Source organism: Terriglobus roseus DSM 18391 (assembly GCF_000265425.1).
Classification (GTDB): domain Bacteria; phylum Acidobacteriota; class Terriglobia; order Terriglobales; family Acidobacteriaceae; genus Terriglobus; species Terriglobus roseus.
Window position 1 is genome coordinate 4,506,115 of record NC_018014.1, and the last position, 25,428, is coordinate 4,531,542.

Sequence of the window (25,428 nt, forward strand, 5' to 3'; positions counted from 1 at the left end):
CTAAACGAGCCCTCCGAAGAACGTACGCATCCGCTCAAGACCCTTGTCGATCACATCCGCTGACGTCGCATACGAGAAACGCAGATGCTCCTCCGTACCGAACGCCTCACCCGGCACGCACACTACATGCGCCTCCGACAGCAACCGCGAAGCAATCTGTGAAGCGGTAGAAGCGTCCTTCTTGTCAAAGTACGCGCTGACATTCGGGTACACGTAGAAAGCGCCCTGCGGCACCGTGCACGTGATGCCAGGAATCGTCTTGAACCCAGCCAGGATGCGGTCGCGCAGCTCGACATACCCCTTGCGCATCTCCTCCACGCAATCCTGCGATCCGTTCAGCGCAGCAATGGCCGCGTACTGCACCGGCGTCGAAGCGTTGCTGGTACTCTGCGACTGCAGCTTGCTGATGGCGGCAATGATCGGCTTCGGTCCCAGCGCAAAACCCGCACGCCAGCCCGTCATCGCATACGTCTTTGACAGCGTGCCGCAGATCACAATCGAATCGCGGCAATCCGTCACCGATCCACCGGACGTGGGCTTCCCCTCGCCCTCAAAGTTCAGGTAGTTGTAGCACTCATCCAGCAGCACCACGATGCCACGACGGTGCGCCAGGCGGATGATGCTCTCCATATCCGCCGCCGGAATGATCGACCCCGCAGGATTCGTCGGCGAGTTCAGGATGATGCAGCGCGTCCGCTCGGTAATCGCCGCCTCTACCGCCGCAGCGGTCAGGCGAAAATCCTGCGCCTCATCCGTCTTCACAAACACCGGCGTGCCGCCCGCGAACTGGATGATGTCCTTGTACGAAACCCAGTAAGGCACCGGCACAATGACTTCGTCACCGTGGTCGACCAGCACCTCAATCGCATTGAACAGCGCCTGCTTGCCACCCGTGGCAAAGCAGCACTCGTCAATCTTGTAATCCGTGCCGAAGTCCGCGGCATGGCGGGCGCAGATGGCCTTGCGAACCTCCGGAATGCCCGCAACCGCGGTGTACTTCGTCAGGTTCTTTTCGATCGCATCGATCGCAGCCTGCTTGATGTGCTGCGGCGTTGCGAAGTGCGGCTCGCCCGCACCGAAGTCAGCCAGGTCGATGCCCGTGCTCTTCAGGCGCAGGGCCTCGGCGGTAATCGCCATGGTGGCCGACACTTCAATGCGGTTGATGCGGTCGGAGAAGATTTTGGTCCCGGAAAGGACTTCTGCAGCAGCTGCGCTCATACGGACGATTCTAGCAATCGAGGCGCTCTCTCGAATATGTAGAGTTGGCCTAAACTTCGCCCGGAACCTCTCCGCCCAGCGGAGCGACATGCGCCGCGCGCTTTTGCTGCAGCCGCTCCAGCACCAGCGGGGGCACCAGCTCGCTGATATCGCCATTCAACTGGTAGACGCCCTTGATCAGTCGCGAGGAGACATACGTGTACTTTTCCGCAGGCATCATGAAGACGGTCTCCAGCGTCTTGTCCAGCTTGCGGTTCATCATTGCCATCTGGAACTCGTACTCATAGTCCGAAATCGCGCGAATACCTCTCAAAACCGCCTTCGCCCCCTGCTTACGGGCAAAATCCACCAGCAGACCGTCAAAGGTCTCCACCGACACATTTCCAAAGGAATGCGTCGCCTCCCGCAACATGTCCACACGCTCAGACGTCGTGAACAGCGGTGCGCCCTTGCTGGAGTTCCGCAGCACGGCAACCACCAGGTGATCGAAGATCGTAGACCCGCGGCTCACCAGGTCAAGGTGCCCATTCGTGGGCGGATCGAAAGTTCCGGGATAAATCGCGCGGACGGTCTGCATGCACCTGTGAGCATACCGCGACAGCGCAAACCAGGGGTAAGCCAAAGGCCCTGAAACCGCAACACGCAGCCATTGATGATCCTGCGAACACGCACTCAGACCGAATCGGCAGATGGACGTGATCCGTCACTAGGAAGCCCACGACTCGAACTCGTCAGACATTTGACCGTCAGTTAAGATTTGGCCTTCTTGCGGCGAATGACGACATACCAACTCATCCCCACGATCAGATAGGAGACATAGATCAAGGGGAGATAGCGATAAGGCGCTGGCGGAATGGGATAGATAGAGAGAAGGACGGCCAGGAAAATGATCAATGTTGCGCCCAGCGAGAGCGCGATCCTGCCAGCGCCGAGACGACCGCGCTGGTAGAGATGAAAGGGCATCGCAGCTGCAACAACGCCATAGGCAGTGAGAAAGCCGAAGACTGCAACGGTGCCCAGCAAACCGTAGACCTCCGCGCCGGTGACACCTCGCAAGGTAAGGGCGGTAACGGGAGCGTCCATGGCGAGAACGGCGATCATTGCCGCCGCAACCGGCGTTTCATTCCGGGCATGCGTCTTCGTCAGCCAGACAGGCAAGAGACCATCATGCGCCATGACCAGAAGAACCCGGGCCGAAGCAATGATGCAAGCGATGACTCCGGAGAACAGGGCTACCAGGACTCCAACGTCAATAAAGACGCCAAAAAGCGGAACGCCGCCCTCGGATGCGAGGAACCGTAGTGGGGCGCTAGCCTCGCCAAGACTTCTGCCAGCAGAGTGGAACCCCGCGGTCTCCGCGTAGCAGCAGAGGATAAAGAAAACCCCTGCGACAAGCGCGCTGCCGAGGATCGCCTGCGGGATCGTGCGCAGTGGGTCTTTCGCCTTTGAGCCAAGCGCTGCCGCGCTTTCAAAGCCCACAAAGCCGAAGATCGCAAGCATGACGCCAAGACGAGCGCTGGAAAATGTAACGCCCCTAAGGTGCAGTTGGGCCGGGTCGATCGCGAAGCCCCTCTTCCAGAGCGTAATCATGATCACGATGAGAATAAGGCTCAACGAGGCAGCCTCCACCCAGAGCATGATCTGGGCTGAGACTTTCACTTCGCGGTAGGCAATAGCGAATGCGATAACCACGATCAGAGAAGGCAGCAGCAAGGGGATCACTTGGACGTGCCAGCCAACTAAGGAACTGATAATGGCTCCCATGATCGAAGACGCCGTCGAGATGTATGCGAACAAGAGTCCCCAGGCGACGACAGCGGCAAAGGCGGGCGGCAGGTTGCCGCGGACGTACACATACAAAGAACCAGGCGATGACGAATCACGCGCAAATACCGAAATACAGAGACCTACCAGCATCATCGCGGCCATCGCCACAATGTAGACAAGCCATGCCCCGTTGCCGGCAAGCCCGGCGACCATCGGCACCGCAAAGACTGGAATGGTGCTGGGTGCTATCGCGGCGACAGACTGGGCAAAGACTTCGACCGGCGAAAGTGCATTCTGACGCAGACCGTACCCCGCTGCGGGCTGCGCCGGCGCTGGCTCTTCCGCAATCGCCGCGGAGGATGACCCGCGGACCACATTAGGGGTAGGCATGTGACGAATTACAGGCGGGATACTGGTTTATGTCAATCAACGAGCTCATCAGACCTGAGCCGTGTCCTGACGTCAGCAATTCGCGCTGAAGCTAAGTCCCACGATGCGATCTCCCGATTGGGACGTTCGTAAGGGCAACTTTCCCAACGGAAATTCGTTCAATCACGAGGCCGCATGGCACCCGGGAGCAACTGACGAGCACCTGCGATCCCGCCGGCGCGATTCAGCCCAGGAAGGCTGAATGCCGTGGACAGTTCTGCGTCTGAGACGTTTAGATCACGATCCTGCACATGAAGGTTGATCTGGTAAGGCGAAGCCGCGACAGCCAACAGAGACCACAACGCAGCGCGATCTGTTCCATAGACATCCAGCAAGCGAACGCCCGCTCCGCTCTTCTCAAGGAAGCTTATCGCCGTCGCAATGTCTTGAATCCGAGCCTGATCGTCGCTGACGTTGTAGGTGACAAAATAAGCGCCGCTCCGGTCCCGATTCGCAACCGCGGTGGATGTCTGAAAGACGTTCAGTAAGAGAATGGGCCGATGTGCAGCCAGCAACGTGCGGGCAGTCTCGCTGCTCAAGGCTGCATGTGCACCGGCGGGATCGACGACGATCGCAGGTGTGCCGCGACCGGGAATGTAGGTAGCACTCACTCGGTCACCTGCTCCAGGGCGACCCAGTGTGAGCTCTCTCCCCTTCTGTTCACTTAGCACCCGATCCGGCCACTGAACTCCCAGGGCAAGCGTCAGCGCAGTGCGTTTTACCCCAGGACTCGCGCTCTTCAGGGCATCCTGGCCCATCAGACGCCATTGGTCGAAGACACCTTCGAAGCTCAAAGCATTCGCAGGTAAGGGACGAGCCGACGTAGCCATCATCTCCTGAAGCTTGTGGGCCTTCATCGGCTTTTCCACGATCGAAGCCGCGTCGGAGCGCTTCAGAACCCGCTTTGCAAAGAAGCGATACACGGCCTCACGGCTGGCCTGGTTGAAGTTGTGATTCTCGTGGATCTGCACCACCTCCACGTCGTCGCGCTTGCCGTAAAGGTCGTAGATCGCCTGGATCGCGGGGAACTCTTCCCTGGGTACGTTCTGCGTCCAGTCACCGGTCGCTGAGACAAGCAGCATCGGCTTCGGTGCAAACATCGCTGCAATCTCTACGTTGTTTGTCCCCACGCGAAGACCCGGCGCATTCTCACAGACATCGCCTCCCTGCATCATGGCTGAGACCATGTTCACTGGCGCAGCAAACTGGATACGATCGTCAATCGCCGTGAGCAAAAACGTCTGCGTCCCACCACCGGACGCGCCTGCCATTCCAATCTGTTGTGCATCGACATCGCTCAAAGCGGAGAGGAAATCCAAGCCGCGTGTCGAGTTCCATAGTTGCAGACCAAGCGGCGTAAACGACCATAACTGCCGCGCCGGATTCGCAAAGTCGTGCGGCGTCTGGATCGTGTCCGTGTATCCGACCATGTCATAAGCAAAGACAACGAATCCAAGTTGCGCCAGTGTGACTCCGAACGATTCGCCAGAGTACAGAGGCTGATTCTCCAGGCGGCCATACTGCCAGTGCCCATGGGGATTCAGGACTGCAGGATGCTTCTGTTTGCCGTCCTTCGGCCGATAGAGATTGCCACCAAGATAGTAGCCGGGCATCGTCTCAATCAGAACCTTTTCAATGGTGTATCCATCGCCCTCTATGCGGTCGAAGATCTGCGGATGCAGTGGTGTCTTTTGCGGCATGGAATAAAGACCACCCGCGCTCAGCACCTGATCCCGCAGGTGTTTCTTTCTCGCCTCCCAGGAGGAAAGATTCTCGAAGTGAGGCACCGCGACATGTGTTTTGACATCGGGCGTATGGGTGTTCCGCAGATCCACCGAGGGGATCTGAGCTGCGGACGGCAGAGCCAGTGATCCCAGAAAAAGCGCAAGGATCGAAACGGAGACATTCCTACAAGTACGCTTCAATTGCATCGAATCAACCCCGGCGGAGAAGTACAAAGGAAGGCCAGCAAGTGCTGGCCTTCCCTTCCGTTCTAAAACGTTATCTTCGCACTGAGTTGCAGAATACGCGGATCAAGTGCGCTTGTGATGGTTCCAAACTGTGCGGAGTTCTGAGTCACGTTGGGCGCCGCAAAGTTCACGTTGTTCAACAGGTTAAAGACCTCACCGCGGAGCTGGAAGTTCATTCTTTCCGCGATGTGTGTGTCCTTCACAATCGAGAAATCCGAGTTGAAGTAGCGTGGGCTTCGAAACTGCCCCTTCGGCGAGTTACCGAAAGTCCCTACGGTATTCGGCGCAAAGGCCGCAGTGTTGAACCAGCCCGCTGCCTTCGCTGCGTGTCCGCGCCCCTGATCCAGCGTGACAGCAGTGTTGTTGTACTGCGCATGATCCCTGCCAACACCCGAGAAGCTGCGGTCGGCACCACTCAGCACGGTCAACGGAAACCCGCTCTGCCACACGACAATCCCGTTCGTCTTCCAACCGGTAGTAAGTCGCTGCACAAGCCCGCCACCGCCCCTGTACCCCGGAATCTCCCAGACGGCGGAGAACTTCAGGTTATTCGTCACGTCGCCTGCCGACGGACCATAGTCGAGCGTGCGTGAGTAAGGGCTGCTCCAACCAAGATCGTCCAATGACTTAGCCCAGCTATAGTTCACGAGCAGCAGCAGTCCCTTATGCATGCGCTTCTCGTAGGCCACCTGCAAAGCGTTGTAGTTCGAATTGCTTGAAGACTCCAACTGCGCGATGCTGCCGAAGAGCGTATTGGCGCGCCGTGCATTGGTATTGCCCGTGGTCGACGCAGCCCCGTTGTAAATAGCCGGGTTCAACTCGCGGGTCTGCGACTCCGACAGATGATAGCCCCGGTTGCCAACGTAGCTGATGCGGGCGAACGAAGAAGAATCAAGCTGGCGCTCGACAGCCAGGTTCCAGCTTTCGGTGACGGGAGGGCGAAACTTCTTCGCGAAGCTGCCCTTGATCTGTACCGGCAGAGTAAAGGCAGCAGAGGTCGTGGGTGTGGTGGGACCGTACTGCGCAGGAAATGGATTCCCGCCTGCAAAGCCCGCGTACGGATCCGCAACATCCACATTGTTCAACGTGTACTGCGGCGAGAAGGGAGCAGTATCGGCCATGCCGTTGTAGTCTCCCGATTGAATTGGCGTGTAATACATGCCGAAGCCGGCGCGCAACGACGTCTTACCATCATTCGTCAGACGATAAGCCAGACCAAGGCGAGGTCCCAGTTGCGCCCAGAAGGCGTCGGAGCCAGCCTTGGGACAGGACGCATCATGGTCGTCGCCACCAAACGTTACCCCCACGGGCGCATTTGGATAACGCACAGACTTAGCCGAAGGGGTATAGCAGACAACGCGGCCCTGGCGGTCATAGTAAGGCAACCACGGATCCCAACGGAGACCTGCATTCAGGGTAAGCCGTGAGGTCGCGCGCCAGTTATCCTGCGCGAAGAGGCTCCATTGCACGCCGGAGAAGTCCTTGAACTCGCCTCCGCCCTGCAGCATCGTCTGCACTCTTCCGGTAACGAAATCAGCAAGACCGTTTCCAGTCAACTGACCGTTGTAGGTGTAACGACCTGATTGCAGAAAGGTATTGTCAATCGTGTTCGAGACACGCAGAGCCTGACCGCCGAAGTGTAGTTCGTGGGCGCCCATGACCTTCGTCACCGATTCACGAACCGAGAGGTCGCCGCGGTTGAACGTACCGCGATGATTCGTGGAAAGCGTAAAGCCGCTGGTGATTCGTACGTCCAGCTCCGGCGGTGCGGCCTCTGAAATCTTTGCCCCGGCTTCCGCCATTCCGAAGGGAGCGCTGGATCCAGAACCGCCTCGCTGCAGATTCAATCCGAACGATGTCGTAAATTGCAGCGTGCCGCTCGGGCTATAAGTATCAATCGCCGAGATCGTCTGAACCTTCACATGGTTCGCAAGGTTCGTGGCGGCAATCAGATTGTCCGTTGCAACCGACGCGGGGGAATCATAGACCGTGAAAAAGTAATGGCCACTGATGCGGTGCTTACCAACGGAGTAGTCCAGCTTCGCCAGGGCCTGATCGTCGGTCGTCCGCTGTGGAGTGCCGCTGTAGGTCAAGCGACCTGCCGCACCATTTGGAAGCGGAATGAACTTGAGGATGTACGCAGATACCGGACTAACCGGAATCTGATTGCGCACATAGTTCGCGCCAGTAACCGGATTTTTCAACTGCGTCCCAAGAGCGCTGAAATCTCCCGTACGCTGCGCTGCAGTTGGAACAAATGTAACTCCAGAAGCAGTGGTTGAGCTGACGCGCGTTCCCTGGTACGTTCCAAAGAAGAAAAGCTTATCGTGTAGGACCGGCCCACCCAACGTCACGCCGAACTGGTTCCGATGGAGCGAATCGTGTGTCGTTCCAAAGTAATTCTTTGCGTTGAGCGAACCGTTGCGAAGATATTCAAAGGCGCTGCCATGGATCTGGTTGGTACCAGACTTCGAGACAATGTTCACAACACCGCCGCCAGCATTGCCATACTCTGCACTGAAGTTAGCGGCCTGCAACGCGAACTCCTGAATTGCATCGGGATTCGGAAACGGCAGGCTGGCATTCAGATAGGTATCGTTGTGGCTGACACCGTCCAGTTGATAGTTGATCTGGGTGCGCGTGCTGCCATTGACGCTGGCCGTTGCCTCGCCCGGATAAACGGCACCCTGGGTCGCAATGGGGTTCACATTCCGTGCAAGATCGACCGCGCCAGGAGCAAGCTGTAACAGAGCTGCTGCGTTCCGACCATTCAGCGGTAGGTTCTCAAGAAACTTCTCCTGGATAACGGTATTGATGACCGCATCCGTGGTGTTGACGGTGACAGATCCACCTTCCACCGTGATGCTCTGATCCGTCGGCCCAACGCTCATTCGAACCACGAGGCTCTTGTTATCGCCAACGTGCAGAACAATGTTTTCTACCTTCGTAGTCGCGAAACCTGGACTATCTACCTGCAGCGAGTAAGTTCCGGGCATAACTCCCGGGATGGTGAAAACACCATCACCGTTCGTTTCAGAGACGCTCTCAGTCCCGGTCATCGTATTGACAAGCTTCAGATTGACTCTCGCGATGAGAGCATCCTGGGCATCGTGGACAACGCCGCTCACGGTTGCACTGCTGGCTTGTCCCATCGCTGAGGCAGAGCTGACGAGTAGAACGAGGCCGGAGAGAACCCCTTTTTGACGCACGTCGAACCTTCGGAAGTACATGGCTTCCCTCTTGGTGAAGTTGGTTATGAATTCTTAGTTTTGCGGTGGCAACGTACCGGTAACGGCGCTGCCAGGACTCCCGGTGGGCAAGGCACTCTCCACCAGGACGGATTCTTTTCGTTCAACAGTCCACAGATGACCCGGCTTGGACCGATCCCAGTCGAAGGCCTGCCCTCCCGTTGGAAGCGACAGAGTGCTCACATACTCCAGGCGAGCACCGGCAGCGGGAAGACGCAGTACATACATCTCCGGCAGATCGTGCCCGGTAACGTACAGCAGTCCTCCGCGACCCCAGCGCCCGCCCGATGCGCTCATGTGGCCGAACTTATCGAGCACATTCTCAGGAAATAACCACGATGCCTCTGCAACAAACTGAGCGTTGAATTTCACTAGTGTCGTCGCGGTGTGATTCCGTGCTGGATCGCCACCCCTGTTGTCATAGTTTGCGAAGCACGCCCACCACGCACCATCGTGCCAGTCAATCCAGGTCAGCGAACCACTCGTCGGACCGAAGCTATGTGTGCGCACATGCTGCATCGTCGCCGTGCTGAACCACTCCACAGAACTGATCATGGGCAGGTTTGGAAAGTTGGACATGGCGCAGACAAGCTCGGCAGCCAGAACCGAGCAGCTATTCATGTGGATGAAGACCTTTGGATCTCCCTCAAAGAGCGCCACACGCTTGCCGCTGACTTTGTCGTACTTGCCAATCTTGCTGTCTTCAATGGCATAGACAAAGCGAGCATCCGTCGCGACGCCCTGTCTCGCCTCTTGGGCTGGGAGACGCCGCAACTCCCGATACCCGGGCGCAGTCTCAGCCTGAGTGGCGATCACTGCAAGCAAAGCCGCAAGAATCGCAACCGCATAGGCTTTAGCGTTCCCCATCATTGGCATACTCCTCTCCCATGTAAGTGGTCGTGTTCAGGTAGCGACGAATGCCGAACGCTTCCGCCTCGTATTGATGGTGGCTCACCGCACCGGTACGCGTCAGATCGACCGCGAGGTTCCGGCCTTGGATCCCCGTCATGCGCACATGCAACAGAGCCGCCATCGTTGCGGTCAGGTCGATATTGCCGGAAGGCTCCTGCAGCGTGCGAGTGCCCTGAAAGTGAGGTCCCATGCAGATCAGCGGAATGTGCTCCATCCACGGGTTCAGCCCGCCGTGCACACCGGCGTTCTCATTCGGGGCATCCGTGTCCTGCAGGATGGGCACACTGCCACCTTCGCCAAAGGCGTTCTTCTGCCCCGTTGGGCGCATACTCACCACCAGATCGGGGCCGTCGCCCGTGCACAGGTGAACCTTCTCCAGAGCAAAGGTCCCTGCAACCGACCCCTTCGATGCGCCCGCCTTGCAGCCCTTACCCGTCATGGATCGCGTAAAAAGAAGCTGCACATCCTGCCGCCTGGCCATCGTCGTCGTCAGGGATGTCAGCTTCTTCTGAAAGTCTGCGCCGGCATGCGGGTGAACATAGAACGACGAAGTCGGACTGTCGTTCAAAGCTGTCACTTCATCCGGCTGAAGCCCGGCCTCGCGATAGATCGTACGGAGATCGATCGTCCCGGCGATATCGCCGAAGCCGTGGTCCGCCGTAATGAGGATGTCGGTCGACGAGAGCTCGTCACGTTCACGCAGCGTCGCGAGCAACTTCCCAACTTCTGCATCGACTGCCTTCAGAGCAGCAACCGCCTGAGGCGATCCCACGCCATACTTATGCTGCGCACTATCCGGCTCCGTCATCCAGTCGATCACCAGATCATGCGGCAGCTCAGGCAGGATGTACTCGCGCAACACCTTCTGGGTCCACAGCACAGAGGTGAGGCCCTCATGCGCCGGCTGCACACCAAAGCGCTCACGAATCGTGCGATCGACATCTGCCGGGTACGCAACAACTTTGCCGTCGGCCAAACCCGCGTTGATCAGCGTAGCCGTGCCGTGCCGCGCCTCCGGTGCAAGCAACGTAGCTGCACCGGAAGATCCAGAGGTAATACCGACAAAGTGCTTCCCATCCGCAGTCATCATTTCGCTGAGGGACGGCTTCGCAAGGATATGGTCGTTACGCGAGGCGGCGCGAAGGATCAGGTTGCGCGACTCTCCCGTCGTTAAAGGCTGCTTCGAAGTCTCGGGCATATAGAGCATGTTCGAGAGAATCCCATGGTCGTCCGGATAGCTACCGGTGGCAATCGTCGAGGCGTTCACGCGCGTTACCGTGGGATAGATGGCGTGATGATCTGCAAACACCACTGAGGTCTGCTGTAGCGCGAACAGGTTCGGCATCTTCGCCTGCGTGATCTGATCCGGCCGAAGGCCGTCGATAAGGATAAGCATCACGCGGTTGTGCTTCTGCTGGGCGAACCCGCTGCTGCACAGACAAAGCATTAGGGGCAGATACCCGAGTCGTCTTGAAAGTTTGTTTGGCATGTCTTGATGTCCGGAGCGTAGGGCAACCCAAAGCAGAAACGTAAGACATTTCACCGTCATACGACTGTTAAACGTATAAACCGCATGCTTTCAGTGGCTTTGCGAGCAACGAAGCCATGTTAAATGTGCCGGACCAACGTGTGATTTACGATTCCGTAATAGTCGAAGGCCATCATGGAACTACGGAAGGGCCCACGTGCTGCAGGAGTTACGATCTCCCGGCGACGCAACCGACTCTCTGTCTAGGGAGGGAGCGGTCGATCGCGAACTCCTGCGCCGCATCGTGCTCTCGATGCCGTTCGCAAAGTCTCCTCGGCTCTCTCACTTCCTCCGCTACATCTGCACCGAGGCAGAGGAAGGCCGACAGAGCGGGATCAACGAGCAGCGTATCGGCAGCGCCGTCTTCGGACGAGACCCGGATTACGACTCTGCGATCGACAGCATTGTTCGGTCACATGCCAGCCGACTCCGCCTGCGCCTGCGCGAATACTTTGAGACAGAGGGTCTCCATGAGCCGGTAATCCTGACCGTGCCCAAGGGTAGCTACGTGCCCCGCTTTGAATCGCGCGTGCTCCAACCACTCCGAGAGACCGAAGAGGAGGCCGGCGACACACCGCAGGTTGAGCCTGCCCAGCTCATCGCAGCCCCCTACCCGCAAACGGTGCCCTTTACCCAAAATGATGCGCACGAGGACCGTCAAGCAGCGGTTTCGATCAACAACTCCAGCCGCTGGCGAATAGCGTTCACCGTCGCAGCCACGATCGCAGTCGCATTGGCGATCACCCTCGGCGCGCACCTCTGGGGACCTCCCCACCACAAACATCACATCTTATGGAGCGACTTCCTCGATCCTCGTCATGGCCACATAACGCTCGTCGAAGCAGACAGCGGACTCGTCATGCTGCAGCACTTCACACACCGTCCCGTAACGCTCGCGTCTTACATCAGCGGCGACTATCTCCGGGACGTAGCCTCCGCAGACCAGAGGCCGGAAGTAGTCTCACGCCTCGGAAGCCGACGCTACACGCCTGCGGTCGACAGCGCCATCTATCAGAAGGTCTCTCATCTACTGCCTGACACGCAGGAGAGCATCGACGTCCGCTACGCTCGCGATCTGCGCCTGGACGACCTGAAGCAGGGAAACGCAATCCTTCTCGGCACGCATGAGTCCACCCCATGGGTTGAGCTCTTCGAGAATTCCATGAACTTCACCTTCCAGAATGATCTTGCCGCGGGAACGACCGCAATCGTCAATCGTCATCCGCTGGCGAAAGAGCAGGCGATCTACCCGATGTTGCCCGCCGACCCCGATCACACCGTCTACGGCCTGGTCGCCTATCGCCCCAACCTGACACACACGGGGCATGTGCTGATCATCGAAGGAGAGACGATGGCGGGCACACAATCTGCATCGGAGTTCCTGCTCGACGACGCGCATCTGCTGCCCTTTTTAAAGTCCATCCAGAGGCGCGACGGCACCATCCCTCACTTTGAGGTACTCATCCGATCCAGCAGTCTGGGCGGCGAAAGCTCCCGCATCGCACTCGTCGCCTTCCGATCCGAAGCAGACTGAGTGAATTGATCTCATCGCAAGCGGCCGTTCTCCATCGTTAGGAACGGAAGGTATCCTCTAGTCGGTGGAACCACAATCACGATGACAAACAAGCAAGCCAAAACAGCAGTCGACCTGACGACCTCAAGCCCAGTGAACCAGGTCACGCCCTCAGAAGCACTCCTGACACGACGAGAAGTCCTCGGGATGGTCGGCATGGCCGGCGTCGCAACCTTGACCGAGAGAGCATTCGGGGCAGTCGCGGAAGTTCCGCAAAAGCGCCCGCGAATCGCGTGCCTGGTCAGCTTTTGGGGTGCGCCCGGATCACACGCAGACTGGATCATCGACAAGCTCATGGACGGCTATTGGTGGAAGGGAGTCGATACACCTTCAAGAGTGGAAGTTGTGTCGGTCTACCTGCATCAGTTCGACACCAGCCTGCTCGGACAAAAGGTCTGCAAAGCAAACAACATCCCCATCTTCAAGACAGTGGGAGAAGCTGTCACGCTCGGCGGCACCGACCTTGCGGTGGACGGTGTTGTGATTGTCGGCGAACACGGAAACTACCCCACCAACCTGAAAGGACAGTGGCTGTTGCCTCGCTGGTGGATGTACCAGCAGGTAGTCCACGTCTTTGAGAAGAGCAAGCGCTCCGTACCCGTCTTCAACGACAAACACCTGTCCTACAACTGGGATGAAGCGAAGTGGATGTATGACAAGTCGCGCGAACTCGGGTTCCCTCTAACGGGAGGTTCCTCCATCCCAATCTACTTCCGCACCCCGGAGGTTGAACTCGCCATCGATACCCCCATCCAGAACTCCATCGTCATCGGCGGCACCGCGGACGAGGGTGCGCTCTTCCATTGCATCGACGTGCTGCAGGCGTTCGTCGATCGCCGCAAGGGCGGTGAGACTGGCGTGAAGGCCGTCCAATGTATTCGCGGATCAGAGACGTGGAAGTGGGTCGAACGTACTCCCTGGGCCGCTACTCTCCTTGAATCCGTGCGGAAGAAGTTCAATCTGCCGGCGGGCCACTTCCAGGCAGGAAAGAACCCGAATGTCTGCATCGTCGAGTACAACGACGGAACGAACGCGGCGGTGATTGCAGGTACCGATGTGGGCTGGACCTACGCCGCTGAGATAGCGGGCCAGAAGGCGCCGACCATCATCTCCATGCTCGGCTGGCCGGGTCCGTTCTCGCAATACCACGCGTCCAATGCGCACTCGCATTGGCTGATCGAGATGATGGTCACAAAGAAGGAGCCCTTCAACGCCGAGCGGTTGCTCTTGTCCACCGGCATCACGGACTACAACATGGATTCGTGCTGGGAGAACGGGCGCTACTCCGAAGTCGGACGCCGGATCGAGACCCCGTTCCTGAACATGACCTATCGCTCCACACACGGCCCGCTGTTTGAAACAGGACCGCGTCCACCGGCTCTTCCGTACCGGCGGGGCTTCGAATCCTAGAACGCGTCGCGGTTATGCCGTCGCCTGGGTAAAGGCACGTCGTAGATTGCCACCGAGGAACTTGCGGATACGCGTCTCGGTGTAACCCCGACGCAGCATGGCTTCGGTGATCATGGGCAGATCGCGGACGTCACGCATGCCGCGTGCAAGTGTTGGGCCGCCGTCGAAATCGCTGCCAAGCGCGACGGCATCTTCACCAACCAGTTGAATCGCGCGATCTACGACGCCAACCCAGTCATCGATGTGCATCGCAACCTCATCCGGCACATCAGCGCCCAGCATTGGGAAGGTCGGCCCCATCAGTTCGTCGATCTCGTAGATCGTCTTCCCTTTCGTGCGCTCCGGGATGCTGGTGGTATCCCAGAAAGTCTTCTTCCGATGCGCGGTGAGCCATGTGTACTCACGTGGATAGGCGAACTCACTGCCGATCTGAAAACCGATGACACCACCTCGGTCCACAAGCTTCTTCAACAGGTCATCCGGAATGTTGCGTGGAATGTCATTCACTTGGCGAAGTCCTTGATGGGTAGCGATAACGGGACGTTCGCTGGCATCGATCACCTGCGCCATCGTACTGTCGGCAGAGTGCGATACGTTGATCACCATGCCCAGGCGATTCATCTCCCGCACCACATCGCGGCCATGCGGCGTCAGCCCTTTCCACTGCGCGGCGGAACAGCAGGCATCGGCATAGTGCTGGTTCCAGTTATGCGCGGAGACCTGCGCAGAACGCAACCCAAGCTGATGGAGTGAGCGAAGGACGCCCAGGTCGCCATCGAGATCGTAGCTGCCTTCGATGTCGAGTACTGCGGCGACCTTGTTCTCTTGTTGCAGGCGGACAAGGTCGCGACCATTCAGGGCTAGGCCAAGCTGCGGGTTCGCCTTATGCACCTGATCGAGCGCGTGATCGATGCGGCGCAGTGCCTGCTTCGTCTCGTAGCGACCAGGGTAGTACTCCTCCGGCACATAGACCGAAAGGAAAAATGCATCGATGCCACCCTCCTTCGCCCGAGGCAGATCCCATTGGCCAATCGCAACGCGGTCAGTGATGTTGCCGCCATGATAGAACTCACGGTCGAGCGCATGCACGTGACCGTCGAACACATACGCACTTCGGTGCAACGCCGCAGCTCGCGCGGAGGTCGCGCCAAGCGCGGGCACAGGCAGCGTGGCCGAAGCAGCAGCAAGGGCGGCACGCTTCAGGAAATTGCGGCGATTCAGAACGTCGGACGTCATCATTCTCTTCAAGCAAAACAATACGCCAGCAACGGGAGTCCGGCTTACCTCCCCGTTCACACGGTTGATGCAACCTCATTCCGCATCAACAGCATGTAAAGCCCACCCGAGACAAACAGCCCGACAAACCAGGCGTAGTCATACAACGGATGAAGCGCGGGAACCACAACGCCGATCAAGGCGGCCATGACACCTGCGATGAGAGCGATCACCGCCTTCGGATTGAAACCACGCGAATACTCGTAGATGCCATCGTGACGGTACAGCGCATCACGATCGAGACGCGTCTTGCGCAGCAGGATGTAATCCGACACCATGATGCCGGCGACAGGCCCCAGCAGTCCCGAATAACTGACAAGCCAGCCGATGTAGTTGGTGTGGCTCGCCATCAGCTTCCAGGGCTGCACGGCCAGCCCCAGCAGGCCTGTGATCAGGCCACCCGTACGAAAGCTGATGTAACGCGGTGCCACGTTGGAGAAGTCGTTGGACGGGCCAACGACGTTCGCGCTGATGTTTACGTTGAGCGTTGCAATCAGAATGCTGATCAGTGCAAGGAAGGCAAGCACAGGCTGGTGGAAGTGACCCAGCAGAACGATGGGGTTCCAGATAGGCTCGCCAAAGATAACCGTAGAAGCAGAGGTGCACGCGATGCCGATGAAACTGTAGAGCACCATCGCGATCGGTAAACCAAAGGCCTGCCCGACGATCTGCGACTCCTGCGACTTCGCATACCGCGTAAAGTCCGGGATATTGAGCGAGAGCGTCGCCCAGTTCCCAACCATGCCCGTAAGCGACAGAAAGAAGAAAGCCCAGAAGGCCTTGGTCGACGTGAAGTGACTCGGCGCGTGAAGAATGGGGCCGAGACCGCCTGCCTTGTGCACCATGAAGAAAAAGAGGCCGAGGGACATCGTCAGCAGAAAAGGTGCGGCGACGCTCTGCAGATGCCGGATAGACTCAATACCGAACCAGATCACGATCATGTTCAGCAGCCAGAAGCCACCGAAGGCAAACCAGATGACAGCGCCATTGCCGATGGTCGAAGGCCAGATGACATTGATGATGGCGGAGATCGCCTGGCCGCCAATCCAGGACTGAATACCGAACCAACCGCAAGCAACAAACGCGCGCAGCAGCGCCGGAATGTTGGCGCCACGTGTACCAAAACTTGCACGCACAAAAACAGGAAACGGGATGCCATACTTGGCGCCGGCATGAGCGTTCAGCACCATCGGAATCAGTACGATCAGGTTGCCGAGCAGGATCGTCAGGATCGCCTGCTTCCAGTTCATGCCGCCAGCAATCAGCGACGACGCGAGCATAAACGTCGTGACCTCCATCGACATGGAGAACCACAGCGCCATGTAGTTATAGGTGGTCCAGGTCCGGCCCGCTGGTGCAGTGGGCGCAAGGTCTTCGTTGTAAAGACTGCTATCAGCATCAAGCAGGACTGCGGTACCGCGAGGCGCTATAACCATGACCAACCTTTTCCCTGGGGGACGATGGAATCTGGTGCGGCCACGGAGCAGGCGAGAACGCCTGTCCGATGGACGCGTGAAGCTGAATGCTGATGCTCCACGTATATCATCAAGTTAATCGTTTAACCCTGATTGGCCTTGCGTACCGCCATACTTTTGGCGCAAGAACTGGAGATTCGTTTGCTTTCCTATCGACCGCAGATGTGGTGTTCCGCAGGCGTCATCCTGGCGTCGTCCCTGGTTTCCGCGCTGGCGCAAAGCGCTGTAACGGCCTCGCCGAACCCGCCCAGTCTTCCGAAACAAGCAACGCTGGCAGTTCTGCCCATGCCCTCCCACGTCACCGCCGGGACCGGCCAGTTCGTCTTTGATCGCGGCTTTGACGTGGTACTGTCGGGCTACCAGGAGCCGCGTCTCGATCGGGCGCGCATGCGCTTCCTCCAGCACCTCCGACGGAAGACCGGGATTCTTCAGTGGCCCCAGGCTTCTGGCCTACCGCAAATCGTGGTGGAGACGAAGTCTTCCAGTGCGGCCGTGCAGCAGGTCTCTGAGGACGAGTCTTACCGGATCGATGTGACGCCGATGAAGATCGTGCTCACCGCTGCCAACCCTATCGGTGCGTTGCGCGGACTGCAGACGATCCTGCAGTTGATCCACACCACGCCGCAGGGGTTCGCGATTGCTGCGATGCAGATTGAGGACAAGCCTCGATTCCCATGGCGCGGCCTGATGATCGATTCCGGACGGCACTTCATCACGCCCGATGTGATCCGTCAGACGCTCGATGGCATGGAACTGGTGAAGATGAACGTGCTGCACTGGCATCTGGCAGATGACCAGGGCTTTCGCGTTGAGAGCAAGGTCTTCCCTCGCCTGCAGGGCATGGGATCGGACGGCCAGTTCTACACGCAGGAGGAAGTGCGCAGCATCGTCGCCTACGCGCGCGACCGCGGCATCCGCGTGCTGCCCGAATTTGAGATGCCGAGCCATGCAAGCTCATGGTTCGTGGGCTATCCCGAGCTTGGTGACAGCAAGGGGCCATACCGTCTGAAGCATGCGCTCGGTCAGTCCTGGGAGAGACCGCGCGACGCTGCCGAGGATTCCTCGATGGACCCAACGCAGGAGTCGACGTATAAGTTTCTGGATCGCTTCGTCGGCGAAATGAGTTCCCTCTTCCCGGATATCTACTTCCACATTGGCGGCGATGCGGAAGACGCCATGATCGAATGGAAGACCAATCCCCGCATGAAGCAGTACATGGATGCGCATGGCATGAAGGATCCTGCAGCGTTGCAGACCTACTTCGACCAGCGCGTTGAAAAGCTCATTGCGAAGCATGGCAAGCGCATGATGGGCTGGGATGAGGTCTTGCAACCAGACACGCCGAAGAGCGTTGCGATTCAATCGTGGCGCGGGCTGGACTCCCTCGCGAAGTCTGCAGCAAGTGGACACCCTGCCGTACTGTCGTGGGGCTATTATCTGGATCTGAACGAACCAGCCTCGCGTCACTACGCGGTCGATCCGCTGGCGGATGCGGCAGGCGCCTTACCGGAAGCGCAGCGTGCCAACATTCTCGGCGGTGAGGCCGCGATGTGGTCAGAGTACGTAACAGCGGAAACAATTAGCGGGCGTCTGTGGCCGCGTGCTGCGGCGGTAGCGGAGCGCCTCTGGTCACCGCGAGAAGTAAGCGATAGCGCATCGATGTACAGGCGTCTGGACACGATCGCGCAGGAGCTCACCTACGCTGGTGTGCCTTATGTTGCCGCTCGCGCGAGCGCCTATGACCGCTTAACCACAACTGTTCCCGCTGCCGCATTAAACGTACTGGCAAGTGTCGTTGAGCCGCCAAGAGGGTACCCGCGAGGTGGCAGCAGAACCTATGACTCTTTCTCACCGTTGAATCGTCTGTCCGATGTTGTCCCTGCCGAGAGCGATCTGGGGCGAGAGTTCTGTGCGGTAGCTGGTCGCATCGCGTCTCACTCAGCGAATGCCGAGGATCTGAAAGACGCACAGAAGTGGCTGGAGCAGTGGCGTGACAACGATACCCTGCTTGCGCCGGGCCTCGGGCAATCGGCATTAACGGCTGAGTTGGTCCCGCTGTCGAAGAACCTGAGCCGTGTTGCATCGATCGGTCTGGCTGCGCTGGAACGTATGAATCATCCGGGCGCGAGCGCTGCGGATGCAGAGACCTTTAAGAAGAATCAACTGGCCGCATTGAAGACGGCCAGTGCACAGACGGCAGAGCTTAATTTCGCGATCACGCCTGGGGTCGAGGCATTGGTTTCCGCGATTCAACGATAAGTTCCTCAAAGCAAAAAAAAGGGGTAGTGAGAGATCCTCACTACCCCAGCTTCGTGTGGAGGCCCACTAGAAGATCAGTTTGCCGGCCAGCTGGATCGAACGTGGATCCGCAGCATTGGTGATGACACCGAACGAGCCGCTCGTGTTCGCTCCGCCGCCAACGCCGCTGATTGGGTTGGCACCGGCCGTAAAGGTGGTGTTGGGCAGACCGTAGTTCACATGGTTCAGCACGTTGAAAGCTTCTGCACGAATCTGAAACTTCAGGCGCTCTGTGATCTCTGTCGTCTTGAAGATCGAGAGGTCAAAGTTCTGCGTTCCCGGTCCGCGAACATGCGGCAGAGTGCGTGGCACGTTGCCGTACGTGAAGTCCGAAGGGTTCTGGAAAGCAGCGGTATTGAACCACTGGTTACGCGTCTGGTTCGGCACGGAGACCGACGCACCGGGCACGTAGTTGGGACGTGTCGCAGTGAAGGCATTCGCGCCGGAGATCGTAAGCGGCGTGCCGGTCTGCATCACGCCAATAACATTGACCTGGAATCCACCCACAACGCGGTTGACGAAGCCGTTATGTGTGTCGAACTTCTGACCGCGACCGAAGGGCAGGTTGTAGAGCAGGCTAAGCGTGCCTCGCTGCGAGACATCCGAGGGATCCAGACCGTATTCCGCACTTCGGTTGTAGACGTTCTGATAACCGCTGGTGCTGAAGCCGGAGATACCGTTGATGTAGCTAAGTGCGGACTGAACGCCATTGCTCATCAGCTTGCCCATCGTGTATCCAAACAGAACCGTGAGGCCCTTGCTCGCCTGACGTTGCGCCGTAAGTTCAAGGTAGTGCGCGATCAACATGCCGTCATGCGGATACGTGACAGTAACCGTGCCGTATGCAGGCAGCGGCAGCAGCGACTGCTGGCGCGTGATCGTTGCAGAACCCAGCGAGCCGGGGATCTTACCAGCATTGGGGTTGGCAACAGTCGCCGTCAGTGCCGCACGGCCCAGCGAGAAGTACTTGGGATCAAGCTGGTTCATGTTGTAGTTACCAGCGACGATGTGCACGCCGTGGTTACCCACATAGCTCGCCTGAACCACAATGCTGTAAGGCAGTTCGCGCTGCAGGCTAAGCGTGTACTGCTGCGACGACGGAGTCTTCGCGTTGCTTGGCTGGTAGGCAGCAGCCTGGCCAAGGAAACCGAGCGGTCCCAGTGCGGCGCCGAGCGGCTGCGTTGGCGCATACGGGAAGCCATTCTTGAACTGGAAAGCCGCGAGCCGCGTGTCGTTGCCAGCAGGGTTGTAAGTGGTGGAGGTAGTCGCGAATCCGTTCGTGATGCCGGTATAAACCGAACTGAAGGTGTTCGCGTAGTAGATGCCAAAGCCGCCACGCACAACGGTCTTGCCGTCTTCTGTCAGGCGAAGCGCGAATCCGACGCGGGGACCGAAGTCACGATAGTTCTCACGCAGGAAGTTACGGCCCAAATCATTCGTTGCGGCATAGTAGGTGGCGCCGGTAAAGCCACCGCTCGACGCAGTCGGATCGAAGTTGCTGTATCCGTTGTTCTGCTCATACGGCTGCTGCTGGTAGTCATAGCGCAGGCCCAGATTGAAGGTAAGCCGGCTGGTCGCCTGCCAGTCATCCTGCAGGAAGAACGACGTGCTGAAGGCACGGTCGGCCTGTCCCAGATTGGTTGCGATCGTAGCGGAACTCACCGCACCCGAAAGAAACGTCGCGTACGTGTTGCCGCTGTTGACGCCACCTGCAGGAGCCGCCGCGCCCGACGGATCCGTCGTCAGCGCTGCAGCGAACGAGAAGTTGCCGGAGGGAGCATTGCGCTGCAGATTCGCGCCGACATTGAAACGAAGATCCGTGCCGAAGGTCAGTGCATGTCGCCCAAGAACCTTCGTCACGGTGTCGGTGATCTGCGGATTCGTATAGGCGCGATATCCAATCTGCTGGTTCGCTGCGGGCAGACCATTACCAACGATGGGGATAGCAAAGTTCGGCACATTTGCAGGAAGACCAAGCTGCTGCGGAATATTCAGCCCGGCACTCGCCGCTGCGAAGGGCAGTTCCTGCCGCGTCATCGAGAAGCGCAGATCATTGATCAGCGTGGACGAGAAGGTATGGGTAAGTCCAACAATCGCGCTCTTGATGTTGTAGTTGTCATACCGATTCGCAACGATCGGATTCGGATAGTACGTGCCACCAGACTGTCCGCCATTGGTGAACTGGTTGAAGTAAGCGAAGCGAATCAGCAACGCGTCCTTCTCCGTCACGCGATAGTCCAGCCGTCCCAAAGCCTGGCGCATGTTGCTGACACCGCGCTGCACAAACAGGAAATTATTCGTGTTGGTGAAAGCATTCGTCGGCGTGACATTTGGCAGCGGATAGAAGGCATTCTGGTACGCCTGCGCAACAGGATCGATGTTGGTGATCTGGTTGTTGGCATAGGGCGTACGACGCGCGATCGTTCCCGTAACCACAGTGCTGAACGGGTTGTAGAGCTGAATCGGCTTGCCCGTGGAATCGCGCAGACCCGAGAAATCACCGGCCCGCTGCGCTGCTGTAGGCACGCTCAAGAACTGCGGAGTGCCCTGGATGAAGCGATACTCTTCGTAATTACCAAAGGCGAACGCGCGATCCTTGTAGACAGGTCCGCCAAGCGATCCACCGAACTGGTTGTACCGCAGCACAGGCTTGCTCACGCTCGCAGTTGCAAAGGCATTGCGAGCATTCAAAATATCGTTGCGCCAGAACTCGTACGCGGTACCGTGGAACTTCGATGTACCGGAGCGGCTGACAAGATTCACCACACCGCCCAACGTGAAGCCATACTGAGCGGAGAAGATGCCGCTCTGCACCTTAAACTCTTGAATCGCATCGACGGTCGGGTTGATCGCGATCTCGCCCGTGGTCGCAGCCAGATTGTTCTGTCCATCGAGGATGTACGAGTTGGAGCCAGTCGGTGAACCGTTGATGGAGATAGCCGAAAGGTTCGTGCCGCGGTTTGCGAATCCGCCCTGAGCCACCGTGGTGGTAATGCGCACACCAGGAGTCAGCGTCGCAAGCGCAATCGTGTTGCGGCCATTCAACGGCAGGTCTTCAATCGACTTCTCACCGATCAACACACCAAGCGTTCCGCTGGTCGTGTCGAGCGAGGCCTGCGATGCCTCAACAGTAATAGACGCCTCCGCAGAGCCGACCTTCAGTTCCAGATTTGCTTCCACACGACTGCCAACCGTAACGGCAATCCCTGTCACCGTCGACGATGCGAAGCCCGGCTTGCTCACTGAAACCGTATAGTTGCTGCCAAGCACAAGCGGCGGTGAGTTATAAAAGCCTGCGCCGTTGCTGGTGAGATGGATGACGGCATTGCGATCGGTGTCCTGGATATCGACCGTCGCGCCCGCCACAGCGGAACCCGTGCTGTCGCGAACCACACCGATGATGTTTCCTGTTCCCTGCTGCGCATGCGAGACGGCCGCAGCGGCAAGGCTGGAAACAACCAGCACAGTTCGGACAGAGGGGCGGAGAGAACGAAAGCTTAATGCAGACCACGGCCTGGAAGAGTTCAACATGTGGTGCTCCTGAATTGTTTTGGAATCGTGCCCGTACTTACGGTGCTACCCAGAACTCGAACGACTGCGGTGGTACGGTAATGTCCATCGAACGGCCGCTTGCTTTTCCAAGCGACTGATCGAGCGCGGAGATGGTGTAGCGGTGGCCCTCCAGCGACCTGGAGGCCATACCAGACAGATGAAACGTATAAGGTGCCGTGCCGCGGTTTGAAAGTGCGATCCCAAGCTTGCCGGTCTTGCTGCGCCACACCAGGATGCGTTGGTCATGCTGCACCACACTCTCGTCCACGGTCAGCCGCGTGGAGTCCCAGGGCAGATACTTCAGGAAACCTGCGATCGCGTTATAGTTCGGCGCGTTGTAGTCCCAGTGCCCCGCTTCAATTTCAGGACGCAGGTTCTGCTTCAACTCACCCTGCGGCCTCCAGAAGCCGAGCGCATAGCCCGAACCCTCCAGATTGGTGACCGGCTTCAACGCATGCAGCCAGTACCAGGTCGGCGAGTTCTCGAAAACCATCCAATTCATGATCGACTGACCGGTGTTCATGAAAGGCGATGCAATCTTCTTCAGGTCCGCTGGCTGGTACTCAAACTCATTGGAGTACACAGGCTTGTCGCCGGCACCCTTCATGTACTTCGCCTGCAGGTCGATCTGGTCGTTGGAGTTTGATCCCACCTGGTGCCACGTCCACGCATCGATCTGCTTCAGCAGCTCAGGATCCTTGCGCAGCTCCGCGGCATAGGTACCCGCCGGGCCATCCCAACTGTTCGCATGAATATGCAGCTGCGGCGACAGCTTGCGAAGCTTCGGCACAACATAGTGCAGTGTCTTTGCGTAATCCTCGGGACTATAGAACGCGATCGCATACGGCATCTTCGGACGCTCGCCTGCCTTCGGCTTGTCGCCGTCCAGCGGTGTCATGCCGAACACTGGCTCGTTCTGAAGACCCCACTGCGCCACATGGAGCCCATGTGCCTGCAGGTAGCGCACGTCCTCTACCAGTGCATCAGAAAACGCATTAAAGAATGCGGGATCGTTGCCGCCAAGTGTTCCACCGTAATAGCTCTTGCTCTCTTTCCAGAAGGGCGGCGGCGACCAGTACTCCACGTCGAAGCCTTCAATGCCAACGGCATCCTGCATGGCGCGCAGGTCGTCCATCTGCCCGGGATAGCGCTCGATGATGTGTTGCTTCGACGCGTCATTCCCGCGGAGATACAGTCCCATGGCAAGACGCGTGTAGCGAAAGCCGTGCAGCATGTCCTTGTAAAGACGCGTACGCTCCGAAGGGATCAGGTCATGCGGTACAGCAACCACTTCCTCGGGCATGCCCTGATTCAGCGAGCCGATGCTGTCGCTCTGAATCTCAAAGCCAAGCCCCTTGATCACCTGCTGCGGCTTGTCCGGGCGGATCCGGTACGACGCGCCTGGCTGCTGCGACGTAGCCGCAGTGGTCGCGTTTAGGCAACATGCCAGTACCAAAGCCATGGACCGAACAGGCCACTTCGCGAAAGCCAGCTTCGACATCAAACCCTCATTGCTGTTTAGTTAAACGGTTAACAATGGGCCAAGCATAGAGGTCAGTGTTTTGAGTGTCAAGACATTTGTCATTCCCTGTTCACCTATTGTCTTTCGCCGCGTGGTTACGGGCCCGTGCGCAGAGGGTGCGGGTGAGAAAATGGCCCAGGAGAATTCCTCAATACTATGGCTGCACCCAAGCTAGGTGACATTGCGAAGCGCGCCGGCGTCTCCATCGCTGCGGCATCGATTGCACTGAACAACCCGGACACCAACCGCGTCAGCGCCACCAAGCGTGCAGAGATCCTGCGGATCGCGGAAGAACTTGGCTACGTCCCCAATGAGCTGGCCAAGGCGCTTACGGAGCGCAGAACCCGGCTGATCGGCTTGATGGTTCCGCTGAAGGACCCCATCTTCTTCAACCACTTCATCGCGCAGGTCCTTGGCGGCATCCAGGCCACGGTCATGCAGCGTGGCTATAACCTGCTCATCTACTCGCCCACCGGCAAGCCCGGCCGCTTCACCCGGGACCAGATCCTTGAAAGCCGCTTCTCCGACGGCCTGATCTTCATCAACACGCGCTTCTGCCTCACACGCGATGTCGCGGAGACCATCCGCGAACTTGACCGCGCGAAGATCAACTTCACCATGGTCAACTCCTACTACGGCCGGGCTGACGTGAACTATGTGGGTGTCGATGACCCCGCGCTTGGCGAAGCCGCCGCGCAATACATTGCCGGTCGCGGCCATCGTCACATCGCCTTTTTAAGCGGCTCCAGCGATCTCCCCACACACATTCACCTGCTCAAGGGGTTGCGCAAGGGCCTTGCAGAGGCCGGCCTCGAACTGACCGACAGACATATCGGCTGCACCGGCTACGACCAGGCACGTGCCTACGAGATTCTTGACAGCTGGTTTGCCGAGAAGCGGGCCAGGCCATCGGTCGTCTTCTGCGGCGACGATCAGTTACTGATGCATCTCTACGATTACGTGGAAGCGCGCGGCCTGAAGATCCCGGACGATCTTGCAGTAGTCGGCCGGGGAAACATCGGCGTCATCTCCATGCTTCGGCCCCGCCCAACCTCGTTCACCATCCCTGCGTTCGAGGCCGGAAAGCTCTCTGCTGAAATGCTCATTGACTCCATCGAACGCCCTGAAACGAAGAAGCGGCGGGTTTTGCTCCCCTTTACCTTCTACGCCGGCGAAACTGCCTGAGCTGTCGCGCTCTGGCACAGTGGCCGAAATAATCCCTGAAAGTTCCATGGTTAATCGGTTAATGTA

At 58.3% G+C, this 25,428-nt stretch carries 15 protein-coding genes; 4 read left to right on the forward strand and 11 right to left on the reverse strand.

Annotated elements, in window-relative coordinates; translation table 11 throughout:
• The 7 genes from TERRO_RS18630 to TERRO_RS18660 all read right to left on the reverse strand — a co-directional run bounded on the left by TERRO_RS18630 (window position 1) and on the right by TERRO_RS18660 (window position 10,940).
• Entirely contained in the window at window positions 1-1,218 is a 1,218-nt protein-coding gene (locus tag TERRO_RS18630) for a pyridoxal phosphate-dependent aminotransferase (RefSeq protein WP_014787261.1), read from the reverse strand.
• A 49-nt stretch (window positions 1,219-1,267) separates the two neighbouring features.
• Window positions 1,268-1,795 (reverse strand): pantetheine-phosphate adenylyltransferase, encoded by a 528-nt coding sequence (gene coaD / locus TERRO_RS18635; protein WP_014787262.1) that lies wholly within the window; start codon window positions 1,793-1,795, stop codon window positions 1,268-1,270.
• A gap of 173 nt (window positions 1,796-1,968) precedes the next feature.
• Complete coding sequence (locus tag TERRO_RS18640) at window positions 1,969-3,375, reverse strand: APC family permease (RefSeq protein ID WP_014787263.1); 1,407 nt, start codon at window positions 3,373-3,375, stop codon at window positions 1,969-1,971.
• 158 nt (window positions 3,376-3,533) lie between these two features.
• A complete protein-coding gene (locus TERRO_RS18645) occupies window positions 3,534-5,114 on the reverse strand; it encodes an alpha/beta hydrolase family protein (protein WP_217164400.1) in 1,581 nt (526 codons plus the stop codon).
• A gap of 293 nt (window positions 5,115-5,407) precedes the next feature.
• Complete coding sequence (locus TERRO_RS18650; protein ID WP_014787265.1) at window positions 5,408-8,614, reverse strand: TonB-dependent receptor; 3,207 nt, start codon at window positions 8,612-8,614, stop codon at window positions 5,408-5,410.
• Between the two features lie 33 nt (window positions 8,615-8,647).
• A complete protein-coding gene (locus TERRO_RS18655; protein WP_014787266.1) occupies window positions 8,648-9,502 on the reverse strand; it encodes a hypothetical protein in 855 nt (284 codons plus the stop codon).
• Window positions 9,486-10,940 (reverse strand): alkaline phosphatase family protein, encoded by a 1,455-nt coding sequence (locus TERRO_RS18660; protein WP_041592715.1) that lies wholly within the window; start codon window positions 10,938-10,940, stop codon window positions 9,486-9,488. The genes TERRO_RS18655 and TERRO_RS18660 overlap by 17 nt, the downstream gene beginning before the upstream one ends.
• A gap of 289 nt (window positions 10,941-11,229) precedes the next feature.
• Here TERRO_RS18660 and TERRO_RS22380 point away from each other — a divergent pair, with 289 nt between their 5' ends.
• Window positions 11,230-12,606: a hypothetical protein gene (locus TERRO_RS22380; protein WP_014787268.1), complete on the forward strand. Its 1,377-nt coding sequence runs from the start codon at window positions 11,230-11,232 to the stop codon at window positions 12,604-12,606.
• A gap of 81 nt (window positions 12,607-12,687) precedes the next feature.
• Window positions 12,688-14,055: a hypothetical protein gene (locus tag TERRO_RS18680; protein ID WP_014787269.1), complete on the forward strand. Its 1,368-nt coding sequence runs from the start codon at window positions 12,688-12,690 to the stop codon at window positions 14,053-14,055.
• 12 nt (window positions 14,056-14,067) lie between these two features.
• On the opposite strand, the gene TERRO_RS18685 is transcribed toward TERRO_RS18680, so the two are convergent.
• Both TERRO_RS18685 and TERRO_RS18690 read right to left on the reverse strand, forming a co-directional pair.
• On the reverse strand, window positions 14,068-15,294 hold the full coding sequence (locus TERRO_RS18685; RefSeq protein ID WP_014787270.1) for a dipeptidase: 1,227 nt from the start codon (window positions 15,292-15,294) through the stop codon (window positions 14,068-14,070).
• 53 nt (window positions 15,295-15,347) lie between these two features.
• Entirely contained in the window at window positions 15,348-16,766 is a 1,419-nt protein-coding gene (locus tag TERRO_RS18690) for an NCS1 family nucleobase:cation symporter-1 (protein WP_014787271.1), read from the reverse strand.
• Window positions 16,767-16,946: 180 nt separating this feature from the next.
• On the opposite strand from TERRO_RS18690, the gene TERRO_RS18695 reads away from it, so the two are divergent.
• Window positions 16,947-19,064 carry a beta-N-acetylhexosaminidase gene (locus TERRO_RS18695; protein ID WP_014787272.1) on the forward strand — a complete coding sequence of 706 codons (2,118 nt, stop codon included), beginning with the start codon at window positions 16,947-16,949 and terminating at the stop codon, window positions 19,062-19,064.
• A 66-nt stretch (window positions 19,065-19,130) separates the two neighbouring features.
• Here TERRO_RS18695 and TERRO_RS18700 read toward each other — a convergent pair whose 3' ends face one another.
• Together TERRO_RS18700 and TERRO_RS18705 are read right to left on the reverse strand one after the other, a co-directional pair.
• Entirely contained in the window at window positions 19,131-22,634 is a 3,504-nt protein-coding gene (locus TERRO_RS18700) for a TonB-dependent receptor (protein WP_014787273.1), read from the reverse strand.
• 37 nt (window positions 22,635-22,671) lie between these two features.
• Window positions 22,672-24,156 carry a glycoside hydrolase gene (locus TERRO_RS18705; RefSeq protein ID WP_014787274.1) on the reverse strand — a complete coding sequence of 495 codons (1,485 nt, stop codon included), beginning with the start codon at window positions 24,154-24,156 and terminating at the stop codon, window positions 22,672-22,674.
• A gap of 177 nt (window positions 24,157-24,333) precedes the next feature.
• Here TERRO_RS18705 and TERRO_RS18710 point away from each other — a divergent pair, with 177 nt between their 5' ends.
• The gene (locus tag TERRO_RS18710) at window positions 24,334-25,362 is read left to right on the forward strand and encodes a LacI family DNA-binding transcriptional regulator (RefSeq protein ID WP_014787275.1); all 1,029 of its coding nucleotides are present in this window, start codon (window positions 24,334-24,336) and stop codon (window positions 25,360-25,362) included.
• Window positions 25,363-25,428 lie beyond the last annotated feature (66 nt).

Coding starts and splice junctions, on each gene's coding strand:
- TERRO_RS18630 (WP_014787261.1), bottom strand. CDS start 1,218: ATGAGCGCAGCTGCTGCAGAAGTCCTTTCCGGGACCAAAATCTTCTCC.
- coaD (WP_014787262.1), bottom strand. CDS start 1,795: ATGCAGACCGTCCGCGCGATTTATCCCGGAACTTTCGATCCGCCCACG.
- TERRO_RS18640 (WP_014787263.1), bottom strand. CDS start 3,375: ATGCCTACCCCTAATGTGGTCCGCGGGTCATCCTCCGCGGCGATTGCG.
- TERRO_RS18645 (WP_217164400.1), bottom strand. CDS start 5,114: ATGCCGCAAAAGACACCACTGCATCCGCAGATCTTCGACCGCATAGAG.
- TERRO_RS18650 (WP_014787265.1), bottom strand. CDS start 8,614: ATGTACTTCCGAAGGTTCGACGTGCGTCAAAAAGGGGTTCTCTCCGGC.
- TERRO_RS18655 (WP_014787266.1), bottom strand. CDS start 9,502: ATGATGGGGAACGCTAAAGCCTATGCGGTTGCGATTCTTGCGGCTTTG.
- TERRO_RS18660 (WP_041592715.1), bottom strand. CDS start 10,940: ATGCTTATCCTTATCGACGGCCTTCGGCCGGATCAGATCACGCAGGCG.
- TERRO_RS18680 (WP_014787269.1), top strand. CDS start 12,688: ATGACAAACAAGCAAGCCAAAACAGCAGTCGACCTGACGACCTCAAGC.
- TERRO_RS18685 (WP_014787270.1), bottom strand. CDS start 15,294: ATGATGACGTCCGACGTTCTGAATCGCCGCAATTTCCTGAAGCGTGCC.
- TERRO_RS18690 (WP_014787271.1), bottom strand. CDS start 16,766: ATGGTTATAGCGCCTCGCGGTACCGCAGTCCTGCTTGATGCTGATAGC.
- TERRO_RS18700 (WP_014787273.1), bottom strand. CDS start 22,634: ATGTTGAACTCTTCCAGGCCGTGGTCTGCATTAAGCTTTCGTTCTCTC.
- TERRO_RS18705 (WP_014787274.1), bottom strand. CDS start 24,156: ATGTCGAAGCTGGCTTTCGCGAAGTGGCCTGTTCGGTCCATGGCTTTG.
- TERRO_RS18710 (WP_014787275.1), top strand. CDS start 24,334: ATGGCTGCACCCAAGCTAGGTGACATTGCGAAGCGCGCCGGCGTCTCC.